General features: G+C 71.3%; 10 protein-coding genes and 1 tRNA gene. 1 reads left to right on the plus strand and 10 read right to left on the minus strand.

Annotated features, from left to right (window positions below):
* A complete protein-coding gene (locus BJP40_RS24975) occupies nucleotides 1-1,722 on the plus strand; it encodes a serine/threonine-protein kinase (RefSeq protein ID WP_071282541.1) in 1,722 nt (573 codons plus the stop codon).
* A 91-nt stretch (nucleotides 1,723-1,813) separates the two neighbouring features.
* Here BJP40_RS24975 and BJP40_RS24980 read toward each other — a convergent pair whose 3' ends face one another.
* The 10 genes from BJP40_RS24980 to dnaN all read right to left on the minus strand — a co-directional run bounded on the left by BJP40_RS24980 (nucleotide 1,814) and on the right by dnaN (nucleotide 13,793).
* A complete protein-coding gene (locus BJP40_RS24980) occupies nucleotides 1,814-3,103 on the minus strand; it encodes a hypothetical protein (protein WP_071282860.1) in 1,290 nt (429 codons plus the stop codon).
* Nucleotides 3,104-3,403: 300 nt separating this feature from the next.
* Nucleotides 3,404-3,532 carry a DLW-39 family protein gene (locus tag BJP40_RS35020; protein WP_217649982.1) on the minus strand — a complete coding sequence of 43 codons (129 nt, stop codon included), beginning with the start codon at nucleotides 3,530-3,532 and terminating at the stop codon, nucleotides 3,404-3,406.
* Nucleotides 3,533-3,688: 156 nt separating this feature from the next.
* Nucleotides 3,689-3,762, minus strand: a tRNA-Ile gene (locus BJP40_RS24985).
* Nucleotides 3,763-3,835: 73 nt separating this feature from the next.
* Nucleotides 3,836-4,492, minus strand: coding sequence for a DUF3566 domain-containing protein (locus BJP40_RS24990; RefSeq protein WP_079171446.1), 657 nt, complete (start codon nucleotides 4,490-4,492; stop codon nucleotides 3,836-3,838).
* A 3-nt stretch (nucleotides 4,493-4,495) separates the two neighbouring features.
* Nucleotides 4,496-7,129, minus strand: coding sequence for a DNA gyrase subunit A (gyrA, locus tag BJP40_RS24995; RefSeq protein WP_071282543.1), 2,634 nt, complete (start codon nucleotides 7,127-7,129; stop codon nucleotides 4,496-4,498).
* Between the two features lie 41 nt (nucleotides 7,130-7,170).
* Nucleotides 7,171-9,252 (minus strand): DNA topoisomerase (ATP-hydrolyzing) subunit B, encoded by a 2,082-nt coding sequence (gene gyrB, locus BJP40_RS25000; RefSeq protein ID WP_079171447.1) that lies wholly within the window; start codon nucleotides 9,250-9,252, stop codon nucleotides 7,171-7,173.
* Between the two features lie 601 nt (nucleotides 9,253-9,853).
* Nucleotides 9,854-10,414 carry a DUF721 domain-containing protein gene (locus BJP40_RS25005; RefSeq protein ID WP_071282547.1) on the minus strand — a complete coding sequence of 187 codons (561 nt, stop codon included), beginning with the start codon at nucleotides 10,412-10,414 and terminating at the stop codon, nucleotides 9,854-9,856.
* Complete coding sequence (gene recF / locus BJP40_RS25010; protein WP_071282549.1) at nucleotides 10,411-11,532, minus strand: DNA replication/repair protein RecF; 1,122 nt, start codon at nucleotides 11,530-11,532, stop codon at nucleotides 10,411-10,413. The genes BJP40_RS25005 and recF overlap by 4 nt, the downstream gene beginning before the upstream one ends.
* 82 nt (nucleotides 11,533-11,614) lie before the next feature.
* The gene (gene gnd / locus BJP40_RS25015; protein ID WP_071282551.1) at nucleotides 11,615-12,493 is read right to left on the minus strand and encodes a phosphogluconate dehydrogenase (NAD(+)-dependent, decarboxylating); all 879 of its coding nucleotides are present in this window, start codon (nucleotides 12,491-12,493) and stop codon (nucleotides 11,615-11,617) included.
* 169 nt (nucleotides 12,494-12,662) lie between these two features.
* Complete coding sequence (dnaN, locus tag BJP40_RS25020; protein ID WP_071268038.1) at nucleotides 12,663-13,793, minus strand: DNA polymerase III subunit beta; 1,131 nt, start codon at nucleotides 13,791-13,793, stop codon at nucleotides 12,663-12,665.
* Nucleotides 13,794-13,980: the final 187 nt, after the last annotated feature.

Raw genomic sequence — 13,980 nt, forward strand, 5'->3', positions numbered from 1 at the left:
ATGGGTGAGGTCTTCGCGGGTCGGTACGAGCTGATCGACCCGATCGGGCGCGGCGGGGTGGGCGCCGTGTGGCGCGCCTGGGACCAGCGCCGCAAGCGGTACGTGGCCGCCAAGGTCCTGCAGCAGAGCGACGCGCACACGCTGCTGCGCTTCGTCCGGGAGCAGGCCCTGCGCATCGATCACCCGCACGTGCTGGCGCCTGCGAGCTGGGCCGCGGACGACGACAAGGTCCTGTTCACCATGGACCTGGTCGCCGGCGGCTCCCTGGCGCACGTGATCGGCGACTACGGGGCGCTGCCGCCCCGCTTCGTCTGCACCCTGCTGGACCAGTTGCTGTCCGGGCTGGCCGCCGTGCACGCCGAAGGGGTCGTCCACCGCGACATCAAGCCGGCGAACATCCTGATGGAGGCCACGGGCACGGGCCGTCCGCACCTGAGGCTGTCGGACTTCGGCATCTCCATGCGCAAGGGCGAGCCGCGCCTCACGGAGACGAACTTCGTCGTGGGCACGCCCGGCTACTTCGCGCCCGAGCAACTGTGGGGAGCGGAACCGGACTTCCCGTCCGACCTCTTCGCGGTGGGGCTGGTCGCGCTGTTCCTGCTGCAGGGGCAGAAGCCGGACGCCGACGCGCTCGTGGAGTACTTCCAGGCGCACGGGACGCCGGGTGCGCCGGAGGGCGTCCCGGAGCCGCTGTGGCAGGTGCTGGCGGGTCTCCTGCAACCCGACCCGGACGCCCGGTTCCGTACGGCGACGGGGGCGCGCAAGGCCCTGGCGTCCGCGGTCGAGCTGCTGCCAGAGGATGGGGCCGAGGAGGAGCCGGTCGAGGTCTTCGACCAGCTCGGCCCCCTTCCTCCCGGATACGGGCCCGAGGGCCCCGCCCCGCTTCCGTCGCCGTCCGAGACGGGCAGCTTCCACCTGGCGCCCCCGCCCGGGCGGCCGGCGGAACCCCCGTACGCTGTGGAAGCTCAGGCTCCGGGTGGGGAGCAGCGTCCGGCAGCGGCGGAACCTCCTGCCGGGGTGCCGCACGCCACGGACGTGCCGCGTACCGCGGGGCCCACGGCAGACGCGCTGTCCCAGGCGCCCCTGTCCGCCCTGCCGCCCCACGCCACTCAGCACACCCACGGCTATCCGCAGCCTGATCCGGCGCCGCAGGCTCATGGGACCCCGCCACACCCCGCAGTGCCCCAAGCCCCCACCCCTCATCAGGCACCCCCAGCCCCACAGCCTCACCCGGCCCCGCAGGGCTTCGGGGCCTCACCGGCGCATGGGACCCCGCCGACTTCGGGCGCCCCGGTGGACGCGTCCACCGCGGCGGGCCACCCGCACCGGCCACCACACGGCGCTGCCCCGGCCGCTGCACCCCAGGTTCACGCAGCCGGCGGGCCGCCCCTCCCGACGCAGCCGTACGCGCAACACCCGCAGCAGCACACGCCTTTCCTGCCCTACGCGCAGCCCCAGCCGCACCTGCCCCCGCACTCCTCCGCGGAAGCCGGGCAGGCTCCCTTCCCGGGGCGGGCCGAGCCGCCTGCGGCGAGCCGGACGCCTCCGACGCTGCCGCTGCCCTCCCAGGTGACGGCCACGGCGCCCGTCGGCCGCGCCGCGGCCTCGGAGCCCGTCACGCCCGCGCGGCGCCCCGGCCCGCCCCGTGCCGTGGCGGTGCCGGTGCTGCTGCTTGCCCTGGCCTGCCTGGCCGTCGGGTTCTGGGCCCTGCTGCGGGGCTGAGGGACCGACCACCCGACCGGGGGCCGCCGTTCAGCACCGCGAGCAGCCGAGGTCGGCCCGGGCACGCCCGGCCGCCCGCGGTTCGCGCGCCCTAGGCCCCGGCCCGCCGCCGCGCCACGAGCGTCCAGATCCCCAGCCCGACCAGCAGCGCGGTGCCCGTGGCGATCCCGCCGACGGCGACCAGGCGCATGGTGCCGGCGGACTCACCGGCCGCCGGTGACCCGCGGCTGCCCTCTGCGGCGGCGCGCTGGTCGTCCTCGGTCACCGTGAAGATCCCGGCGGGCCCGGCGTACCCGGGTTCCGGCCGGGCTTCGCCCTCCACGTGCACCCGCAGCGTCAGCCCGTACGGCTTCTTCCCGAACTTCTCGCCGACGCTGGGGTTCAGGGCGACCCGCACGTAGTACCAGCCGGCGAAGCGCATGTGGCGGGCGACGGAGTCGGAGCTGAAACGGTTCTCATAGGTGACGGGAGGCAGCGGGTCGAAGGCGTAGGTCTTCTGCTTCCCGTCGTAGGCCCCCGAGTTGACGCTGTCGACGAGTCCGAGCGCCGGGTTGTGCAGAGAGAGGGAGACCGCGTCGCTGATGAAGCCGTCGCCCGTGGAGCTGCTGAGGTTGGCGCTGAGGAAGAGCTGCTGGCCCCAGTCGACGGGGATCCGGTAGAAGCGGCTCTGGCCGGGCTCGATGCGGTCGGCCCATTCGCCGTCGGTCAGGCCGGGCGCGTCGGAGACCCCGTTGCCGCCCCGCCGCTCGCGTGGACCGCCGGAGGGCACGCCGGGAGAGGCGCTCGGCCAGGTCGAGGGCGCCGCGGCGGGCCCGCCGCCCTCCTTGAGGTCCGGCTCGGTCGTGAAGCGGAGTTCCAGGTCCCAGTCCTCGTTCGAGGAGGTGTCCTGGCTCTGGCGTTCGACGACGACGTAGTACGAGCCGGACTGGCGGCAGGTCGACGTGTCCGTGCCGAGGGTGCGGTGGGCGTAGACCGCCAGCGGGCGGGGAAAGTCCGCGGACCCGAAGCTGGACCGGTTGCTGTTGCACTCCCTGGCGTTCTCGTCCTGCAGGGACACCGTCACCGCGTCGGTGAAGGCCACCTTGCCGCCGGTGCGCGGGACGGCGACGGCGGAGACGTAGGCGTGTGACGCGGCGTCGAGGTCGACGCGGTAGATCCGCTTGCCGCTCTTCGTGAGGGAGTCCCGGTAGACGGTCCCTTCGTCGAGGCGGGGTGCGTCGCCGGTGGTGGCAGCGCCCTGCACCGGACTCGCGCCCTCGGCGAAGGCGTAGCGGTACGGGGAGCCCGCCTCCGGGGAGGCCGCCCCCGCCGGCCCCGCCACGACCGACAGCGCCCCCGCGAGGACGCCCAGCACCAGGCCGGCCGCGGAAGCCCGCCGCACGGTCCGCACGCAGCGGCGCAACCCGCGGCGCTGCCCCGCCCCGTCGGCACCGGCCGTCCCGGCTGCCCCGTGACGGCACCGGTCGACCGCTGCCTGCGGGCCGGTCGCCCGGCCCCCGCCACGCCTCTCCACGCGCATCCCCTCGTCGTCTCGTCGGGCGGCACCATCCTGCCCCGCCCGTCCCGCCGCTGTCTGCGCGGGCACCCGGAAAGGCCCGATCGGTCCGCTGCTCACCGCGCGCAACGGCAAGGGCCCCGGCCGCTCGTCGGCAGCCGGGGCCCTTCGCGAACTGTGCGCGTCTCACGAACCTGTGGTCACGGAGTCGGTGGCCTCCGTCCACAGGTCCTGCTCGGCGCGGTCGGCCTGGATCTGGCGGTACACGAGGAGTCCGCCGATGGCGGCCAGTGCGACCAGGAGAAGCTTCTTCACCGCGCGACCTCGTCTTTCATTGACGTAGGGGACCTTATGGCGCCCGACTATACACACCGACCGATATCAATCGGTGACCTAGCCCGGACAGCCGTACGACCACCACCCCCGGAACGCCGAAGGCCCCGGTCTTCCCGACCGGGGCCTTCGATTCTGTGGGGCTAACAGGATTTGAACCTGTGGCCTCATCCTTATCAGGGATGCGCTCTAACCAACTGAGCTATAGCCCCGCGGCGCTTTCGCGGTATGTCCCGCGCGCTGACCCCTGAAGATTAGCGCACGGGACGGCTCCCGCCAAAATCGCTACTCGTCCTCGGCGAGGGTGAGCTCGACGCCGCCCACGAAGCCGGCGGCCAGGTTGTAGATGAAGGCGCCAAGCGTGGCCAGCGCGGTGGCGAGCACCACGTCGATCACGGCGATCACCGACGTGAAGATCAGCACGCGCGGCAGCGACAGGAACGCCTGCAGGTCGAAGCCGTTGCTGCCGGTGGAACCGGTCGCGTCGCTGATGGTGGTGCCGACCGTGGAGAAGACGCCCATGGCGTCCATGACCATCCACAGCACGGCCGCCGCGACGACGGTGCAGATGCCCAGGGCGATGGACAGCAGGAAGCTGACCTTCATCACCGACCAGGGATCGGCCTTGGCCACCCGCAGCCGCGCCTTCCGGGTCCGCGGGGTGGTCTTCGCGCCCGTCCGCGGCAGGCGCGTGCCACCGGTGCCCTGGGCGTCGTACGCCTGGGGCGGGTGGTACGGCTGCGCCGTCTGACGGGCGGACGGCCGGGCGCCGGGCAGCGGCCCGCCGTCGTCGTAGGTGTCGTACGGGGGCGTGTTGCCCCGGTTCTCGGTCACCGCACCCCCCTGGGAGTCCGTGGCGGGGCCACGGGCACCGCTCTGTCCTGAAGCGGCGGCTCCTGAAGCGGCCGCTCCGGCCGACCCGGTGCCCGTGGCTCCGCTCACGCTCTACTCCTCGTCGTGCTCCCCGGCCGAGGGCTCCGCGCCCCCGGCCGCCTCGGTTACCTCGGACGCCGCCCCCTCGGCCGCGCCGTCCGCCTCCGCGATCTGCTCGACCTCTTCGGCTTCGGCCCCGGCCTCGGCGTTCCGTGCGATGCCGACGACGGCATCGCGCTTGCCCAGGTTGATCAGCTGGACGCCCATGGTGTCACGGCCGGTCTCCCTGACTTCGTTGACTCGCGTACGGATCACACCACCGGACAGCGTGATGGCGAGGATCTCGTCCGTCTCCTCGACCACCAGCGCGCCGACGAGCGAACCGCGGTCCTCCACGATCTTCGCAGCCTTGATGCCGAGGCCGCCACGACCCTGGACGCGGTACTCGTCGACGGACGTCCGCTTGGCGTACCCGCCGTCCGTCGCGGTGAAGACGAAGGTACCGGGCCTGACCACGTTCATCGACAGCAGCTCGTCCCCCTCGCGGAAGCTCATGCCCTTCACGCCGGAGGTGGCGCGGCCCATCGGACGGAGCGACTCGTCCGTGGCCGTGAAGCGGATCGACTGCGCCTTCTTGCTGATGAGCAGCAGGTCGTCGTCGGCGGAGACCAGTTCGGCGCCGATCAGCTCGTCGTCGCCGCCGCCCTCCCGCTCCCGGAGGTTGATGGCGATGACACCGCCGGAGCGGGGCGAGTCGTAGTCCTTCAGCGGCGTCTTCTTCACCAGGCCGGCCTGCGTCGCGAGCACCAGGTACGGCGCGGCCTCGTAGTCGCGGATGGCCAGGATCTGGGCGATCTGCTCGTCCGGCTGGAAGGCCAGCAGGTTGGCCACGTGCTGACCGCGGGCGTCCCGGCCGGCGTCCGGCAGCTCGTACGCCTTGGCGCGGTAGACCCTGCCCTTGTTCGTGAAGAACAGCAGCCAGTGGTGGGTGGTGGAGACGAAGAAGTGGTCGACGATGTCGTCTTCCTTCAGCTTCGCCCCGCGCACGCCCTTGCCGCCGCGCTTCTGGGCGCGGTAGTCGTCGGTCTTGGTGCGCTTGATGTAGCCGCCGCGGGTGACCGTGACGACGATGTCCTCCTCGGCGATGAGGTCCTCGATGGACATGTCGCCGTCGAAGGGCACGAGCTGGCTGCGGCGGTCGTCGCCGAACCTCTCGACGAGCTGCGCGAGCTCCTCGCTGACGATCTGCCGCTGCCGGGACTCGGACGCGAGGATGCCGTTGTACTCGCGGATCTTCGCCTGCAGCTCGTCGTGCTCGGCGACGATCTTCTGGCGCTCCAGGGCGGCCAGGCGCCGCAGCTGCATCTCCAGGATCGCGTTGGCCTGGATGTCGTCGATCTGCAGCAGGCCCATGAGGCCCTCGCGGGCGACCTCGACGGTGTCGCTGCGCCGGATGAGGGCGATGACCTCGTCGATCGCGTCCAGGGCCTTGAGCAGGCCGCGCAGGATGTGGGCGCGCTCCTCCGCCTTGCGCAGCCGGAAGCGGGTGCGGCGGACGATGACCTCGATCTGGTGCGTCACCCAGTTGCGGATGAACGCGTCCAGGGACAGGGTGCGCGGGACGCCGTCGACCAGCGCGAGCATGTTCGCGCCGAAGTTCGTCTGCAGGTCCGTGTGCTTGTAGAGGTTGTTGAGGACGACCTTGGCGACCGCGTCCCGCTTGAGGACGATGACCAGGCGCTGCCCGGTCCGGGACGACGTCTCGTCGCGGACGTCGGCGATCCCGCCGATCTTCCCGTCCTTGACGAGGTCTGCGATCTTCTGCGCGAGGTTGTCGGGGTTGACCTGGTACGGGAGCTCCGTGACGACCAGGCACTGCCGGTTCTGGATCTCCTCCACCTGGACGACCGCGCGCATCGTGATGGAGCCGCGACCGGTTCGGTACGCCTCCTCGATGCCCTTGCGGCCGACGACGAGTGCGCCGGTGGGGAAGTCGGGACCCTTGATGCGCTCGATCAGCGCGTCGAGCAGCTCCTCGTGCGTGGCGTCGGGGTGCTCCAGCGCCCACTGGGCACCGGCGGCGACCTCACGCAGGTTGTGCGGCGGGATGTTGGTCGCCATGCCGACCGCGATGCCCGCGGAGCCGTTGACCAGCAGGTTAGGGAAGCGGGACGGCAGGACCGTCGGCTCCTGGTTGCGGCCGTCGTAGTTGTCCTGGAAGTCGACGGTCTCCTCGTCGATGTCCCGGAGCATCTCCATGGACAGCGGCGCCATCTTGCACTCGGTGTAGCGCATGGCGGCCGCGGGGTCGTTGCCCGGGGAGCCGAAGTTGCCGTTGGAGTCCACCAGCGGCATGCGCATCGACCAGGGCTGCGCGAGGCGGACCAGCGCGTCGTAGATCGACGTGTCACCGTGCGGGTGGTACGTGCCCATGACGTCGCCGACGACGCGGGCGCACTTGTAGAAGCCCTTCTCGGGGCGGTAACCGCCGTCGTACATCGCGTACAGCACGCGGCGGTGGACGGGCTTGAGGCCGTCGCGGACGTCGGGGAGCGCGCGCGACACGATGACGGACATCGCGTAGTCGAGGTAGGAGCGCTGCATCTCCGTCTCGAGCCCGACGGGCTCGATGCGCAGCTGCGTCTCCTCCTCGGCCGCGACCTCGGTCGCGGCGTCCGGGGTCGCGGGGGTGTTCTCGTCGGCCATGGCCGGTGATCAGTCCTTTCGTACGGTCAGCCGAGACCGACTCAGATGTCGAGGAAGCGGACGTCCTTGGCGTTGCGCTGGATGAAGGAGCGGCGCGCTTCGACGTCCTCGCCCATCAGCACCGAGAACAGGTCGTCCGCCTGGGCGGCGTCGTCCAGGGTCACCTGGCCGAGCACGCGGTGCTCGACGTCCATGGTGGTGATGCGCAGCTCCTCGGCGTTCATCTCGCCGAGACCCTTGAAGCGCTGGATCGAGTCCTCCCTGATCCGCTTGCCCTGGCGGCGGCCCAGGTCGATCAGGGCGTCGCGCTCGCGGTCGGAGTAGGCGTACTCGAAGTCGTCCCGGCCCCACTTGATCTTGTAGAGCGGAGGGCGCGACAGGAACACGTGCCCGGCCTCGACCAGCGGCCGCATGAAGCGGAAGAGGAAGGTCAGCAGCAGGGTGTTGATGTGCTGGCCGTCGACGTCGGCGTCCGCCATCAGGATGATCTTGTGATAGCGGAGCCGCGAGATGTCGAAGTCCTCGTGGACCCCGGTGCCGAAGGCGGAGATCAGCGCCTGGATCTCCTGGTTCTGGAGGATCTTGTCGACGCGCGCCTTCTCGACGTTCAGGATCTTGCCGCGGATCGGGAGAATCGCCTGGTACTCCGGGTTCCGGCCGGACTTGGCCGAGCCGCCCGCGGAGTCACCCTCGACGATGAAGATCTCGCACTTGGTCGGGTCGTTCGACTGGCAGTCGGACAGCTTGCCGGGCAGCGAGGCCGACTCCAGCAGGCCCTTGCGCCGCGTCAGGTCGCGCGCCTTGCGCGCGGCGACACGGGCGGTGGCGGCCTGGATCGACTTGCGGATGATGTCCGCGGCCTCGTTCGGATTCCGGTCGAGCCAGTCGGTGAGGTGCTCGTGGACGACCTTCTGCACGAAGGTCTTCGCTTCGGTGTTGCCCAGCTTGGTCTTCGTCTGGCCCTCGAACTGCGGCTCGGCGAGCTTCACCGAGATGATCGCGGTCAGGCCCTCGCGGATGTCGTCGCCGGTGAGGTTGTCGTCCTTCTCGCGCAGCAGCTTCTTGTCCCGCGCGTACCGGTTGATCAGCGAGGTCAGCGCCGCGCGGAAGCCCTCTTCGTGGGTGCCGCCCTCATGCGTGTGGATGATGTTGGCGAAGGAGTAGACGCCCTCGCTGTACTGCGAGTTCCACTGCATCGCGACCTCGACGGACAGGTTCCTGTCCTTGTCCTCGGCCTCGATCTCGATGACGGAGGGGTGGATCACCTCGCCCTTGCGCGAGTTGAGGTACCTCACGAAGTCGACGATGCCGCCCTCGTAGTGGTACGAGACCGTGCGCGCCGGGGCTTCCTCGGCCGACTCTGCGGCGTCGGGGTCGTCGGCGTTCATCGTCGCCTTGGCGGACTCCCGCTCGTCCGTGAGCGTCAGGGTGAGGCCCTTGTTGAGGAAGGCCATCTCCTGGAAGCGGCGCGACAGCGTCTCGAAGGAGTAGTCGGTGGTCTCGAAGATGTCCGGGTCGGCCCAGAACGTGACCGAGGTGCCGGTCTCGTCGGTCTCCTCGTGCTGGGCGAGGGGCGCGGTCGCGGCGCCCATCTTGTAGTCCTGCGTCCAGCGGTAGCCGTCGGTCTTGATCTCCACCGAGACCTTGGTGGAGAGCGCGTTGACGACGGAGACGCCGACGCCGTGCAGACCGCCGGAGACCGCGTAGCCACCGCCACCGAACTTGCCGCCCGCGTGCAGCACGGTCAGCACCACCTCGACGGCGGGCTTGCCCTCGGACGGGACGATGCCGACGGGGATGCCGCGGCCGTTGTCGACGACCCGGACGCCGCCGTCGGCGAGGATCGTGACGTCGATGGTGTCCGCGTGGCCTGCCAGGGCCTCGTCGACCGAGTTGTCGACGACCTCTTGCACCATGTGGTGCAGGCCGCGCTCACCGGTCGAGCCGATGTACATGCCGGGTCGCTTGCGGACCGCGTCCAGACCCTCAAGGACCGTGATCGCGCTGGCGTCGTACGACGAGCCGCCGGCGTTCGGGGCTTCGGCGCTCTCGCCGGCGGCAGTGGACGGGTTGTTCTCGTTGGGGTTGCCGGAATCGGCCACGAAGCGCCCTTTCTGGCACAGCGCTGCCTAGCTCTCCGGGGACCCGGAGGTGGCTGCGTCGTTCGACATGTTCCGCAGTGGGCGGGATTACCTACCAGTCTACCGGTAGCACTGACACTCATGGGGGTTTGCCGGTACCTGAGTCCGCATGTGCCGCCCTGAACCGGACCCAGACGACTCCCCATATCCGGGACGGGGCTCCAAGAGGCTCACACGGGCACTCAGCGCTTCGGCATGTCAACCGCCCGCGACGGTGAGCGACACCTCATCGACACCGTGCGCACCGACGCGGCCACCGGCCCCCGCGAGGTCCTCCACAGCAGGTCACGCGCCTGTTCACGGCCTGCTGCCGGAGCCTTGGCCCTCGCCCCCGCCACCGGCGGCGCACCAAGGAAGGCCGACGAGAATCGAACACCGGCCACGGGGCACCGACAGGTGGCCGAATCCACCTGTGGGAATCCACCGCTCCGCTCGTACGGACCGCCACCCCGCCACCGACACTCCGCGCCCGGCCCGCGCCCCGCCCACCACGCCGGGGCCTCCCTTCAGCCACCTCGGCAGATGATCCGCGGCAACCGGAGCCCTGGCGACCAAGACGCTGGTGGCGGAGGAGGCGCGCCCGTCAGCCGTACGTGTCGCCGGGCCCCCGGCTGCCCGGTGCCCGCAGCGGCCCGTAGCCGCGCCGCGGCCCGCCGCCCGGCCCCAGCACCTTGATCGTCCGCACGGTCCCGTGCCCGAGGTCCTGGTTGAGCCGCGCCACGAGCGTGGGGGCGAGCAGCCGCAGCTGCGTCGCCCACGCCGTCGAGTCGCACTGGATGGTGAGCACCCGCACGTCCGGGTCGTCGTCGTACCGCACCGGCACACAGTGCTTGGCCAGGTCGTCGCCCACGATCTGCGGCCAGCGGCCCATGACGCCGCCGACCGCTGCGGGCGCCTCCCAACCCCGCTCGGTGATCAGCCGGTTGATCGCCGCACCCAGCGGCAGCGGGTCGCGCCCGTCGGCACGCGCACCGGACCGCAGCCCGCCGCCCCGCTTGGCCTGCTTCTTCTGCTGCGCCGCCGCGCCCCTGGCCTTGGCCTGCTCCTTCGCGGCGCGCAGCGCCACCCTGGCCAGGTCCACGCCGGACGGTGCGGGCGCCGGCACGGCCGCGGCCTGCGGTTCCTGCGGTGAAGGTGTCGTCATGCGCGCTCCACCGAACCCTCCGCCACGGCGTACCGCGTTCCCGCCAGCGCGCCGGGCACGTCGTCGTCCACCGCCGCCGTCACCAGCACCTGCTCACCCTTGGCGACGAGCTCCGCCAGCCGTTCCCTGCGCCGGGTGTCCAGCTCGGCGAAGACGTCGTCGAGCACCAGGACCGGCTCGTTGCCCTCGGAGCGCAGCAGCTCGTAGGACGCGAGCCGCAGCGCCAGCGCGTACGACCAGGACTCGCCGTGGCTCGCGTACCCCTTCGCCGGCATGCGCCCCAGCATCAGCACCAGGTCGTCGCGGTGCGGCCCGACCAGCGTGACGCCCCGTTCGATCTCCTGCTTGCGCACCTCGCCGAGCGCCCCCAGCAGCTGGCCGTACCACTCCTCGCGCGTTCCCCCCGCGCCCGGGGCGGACGCCTTGTACTCCAGCACCACGGGGCCGCCTCCGGGTGCGAGCTGCTCGTACGCCTTGGTGGCGAGCGGCTGCAGCGCCGCGATCAGGTCCAGCCGCTGAGCCAGCAGTTCCGCGCCGACGGCGGCCAGGTGCTGGTCCCAGACGTCGAGCGTGGACAGGTCCATGGAGCGGCCGCCGTGCCTGCGGGCCAGGGCGGCGGACTTCAGCAGGGTGTTGCGCTGCCTGAGGACCCGGTCGTAGTCCGCGCGCACCCCGGCCATGCGGGGTGCACGGGCCGTGACGAGTTCGTCGAGGAACCTGCGGCGCTCGCCCGGATCGCCCTTGACCAGCGCCAGGTCCTCGGGGGCGAAGAGCACGGTCCGGATGATCCCCAGCACGTCCCGCGGTCTGACCTGGGAGGACCTGTTGATCCTGGCGCGGTTGGCGCGTCCCGGGTTGAGTTCGAGCTCGACCAGCTGTTGCCGGTCTCCCTGCCGTACGGCGGCACGGATCACCGCCCGCTCGGCACCGATCCGTACCGGGGGGGCGTCCGAGGACACACGGTGGCTGCCCAGCGTGGCGAGGTACCCGACCGCCTCGACGAGGTTGGTCTTGCCCTGGCCGTTGGGCCCGACGAAAACGCTGACGCCCGGGTCGAGAGGCACCTCGGCCCGGGCGTACGAGCGGAAGTCGGCCAGCGACAGATGCGTGACGTGCATGGTGTGTGGCGCCGACCTTCCCCCGGCGAGGCGGCCGCCCACGCTCCGCCCCGACCGGGGTGGAGCGTGCACAGCCTGTGGATTACTTCTTCGGCTCGACGGCGTGGCCGCCGAACTGGTTGCGCAGTGCGGCGATCATCTTCATCTGCGGCGAGTCGTCCTGGCGGGACGCGAACCGGGCGAAGAGCGACGCCGTGATCGCGGGCAGCGGCACGGCGTGGTCGATGGCGGCCTCGACCGTCCACCGGCCCTCGCCGGAGTCCTGGGCGTAGCCGCGGAGCTGGTCCAGGTGCTCGTCGTCGTCCAGGGCCCGCACCGCCAGGTCCAGCAGCCAGGAACGGATGACCGTGCCCTCCTGCCAGGAGCGGAAGACCTCGCGGACGTCGGTGACCGAGTCCGCGGCCTCCAGCAGCTCCCAGCCCTCGGCGAACGCCTGCATCATGGCGTACTCGATGCCGTTGTGGACCATCTTGGCGAAGTGACCCGCGCCGACCTTGCCGGCGTGGACGGCGCCGAACTCGCCCTCGGGCTTGAGCGCGTCGAAGACCGGCTGGACCCTCGCGACGTGCTCGGCGTCGCCGCCGTACATCAGCGCGTAGCCGTTCTCCAGGCCCCAGACACCACCGGAGACGCCGCAGTCGACGAAGCCGATGCCCTTGGCGGCCAGCTGCTCCGCGTGCTTCTCGTCGTCCGTCCACCGCGAGTTCCCGCCGTCCACGACGACATCGCCGGGGGACAGCAGCTCCCCGAGGGCGTCGACGGTGGTCTGGGTGGCCTCACCGGCCGGCACCATGACCCACACGACGCGCGGGCCCTTGAGCTTGCCCACCAGCTCCTCAAGGCTGTGGACGTCGGCGATGTCGGCGTTGCGGTCGTAGCCGACGACGGTGTGGCCCGCGCGGCGGATGCGCTCGCGCATGTTGCCGCCCATCTTGCCAAGGCCGATGAGACCGAGCTCCATCAGATCTTCCTTACGCGTCGTGTGCGAGTTCGTACCCGTGTCCGAGATTACGCCCGGACACCGGCGCACACCTGTGGGGTCAGGCGCTCACTCGGCGTGCCGCGGGAGGCGGCACGCCGAACGGCGATCGGGGGGCGGCCGCGGGTCTCCTGGCCGCCCCCTCACCCGCTCAGCCGCTGAGGCGCACCGGCATGATCAGGTACTTGTACGCCTGGTCGGCCTCGGCGTCGACGGCCGGCTTGCCGTTCAGCAGCGCGGGCTTCGTCGAGGTCGTGAAGGACAGCTGCGCCACGGGGGAGTCGATGGCGCTCAAACCGTCCAGCAGGAAGGTCGGGTTGAAGGCGATCGAGATGTCGTCGCCCTCCAGGTGCGCGTCCACCCGCTCCACAGCCTGTGCATCGTCGCTGGAACCGGCCTCAAGGATGAGGACGCCCTGCTCGAAGCTCAGCCGGACCGGAGTGTTCCGCTCGGCGACCAGCGCCACACGCTTGACGGCCTCCACGAACGGCGCCGTCTCGATCGTCGCCACCGAGTTGAACTCGGTCGGGAACAGCGTCCGGTACTTCGGCAGGTCGCCTTCGAGCAGCCGGGTGGTGGTGCGGCGGCCGGCGCCCTCGAAGCCGATGAGGCCCTCGCCCGCGCCGGAGCCGGACAGCGCCAGGGTCACCGAGTCGCCGCTGGTGAGCGCCTTCGCGGTGTCCAGCAGGGTCTTGGCGGGCACCAGGGCCACGGCCGAGGTGTCCGGGGACTCCGGCTTCCAGAGGAACTCGCGGACCGCGAAGCGGTAGCGGTCGGTGGACGCCAGCGTGACGGTGTCGCCCTCGATCTCGATGCGCACACCGGTGAGGACGGGCAGCGTGTCGTCGCGGCCCGCGGCGATGGCCACCTGGGAGACCGCGGAGGCGAAGACCTCGCCGGGGACGGTGCCCGTCGCGGTCGGCATCTGCGGCAGTGCCGGGTACTCCTCCACAGGCAGGGTGTGCAGTGTGAAGCGGGAGGAACCGCAGACCACGGTCACCCGTACACCGTCGGTGGAGATCTCCACCGGCCTGTTGGGGAGTGCGCGGCAGATGTCGGCCAGGAGGCGGCCGGACACCAGGACCGTGCCGTCCTCCTCGACCTCGGCCTCCACGGAGACCCGTGCGGAGACCTCGTAGTCGAAGCTGGAGAAGCTGAGGGCACCGTCCTCCGCCTTCAGCAGCAGGCCCGCGAGCACAGGCGCGGGCGGCCGGGCCGGGAGGCTGCGGGCCACCCAGGCCACCGCCTCCGCGAGTACATCGCGCTCCACCCGGATTTTCACCGTTAGCCGCCTCCTGCTGTTACTGGCTCGCCCTGCTGGCCTTCCTCGTCGGCATCGGTTCCCCTGCGGCAGCTGCGGCAGCAGATGTGTGGATGCCGGGGTCCAGTCTGACGTACGCCACCGACACTCGGTGCGGCTCGGGGTCAAGTCGGCACGAGCCGCAGCCGGCGCTCCGGCCCCGAGTTGT

The sequence above is a fragment of the Streptomyces sp. CC53 genome, from assembly GCF_001865245.1.
GTDB lineage: Bacteria > Actinomycetota > Actinomycetes > Streptomycetales > Streptomycetaceae > Streptomyces.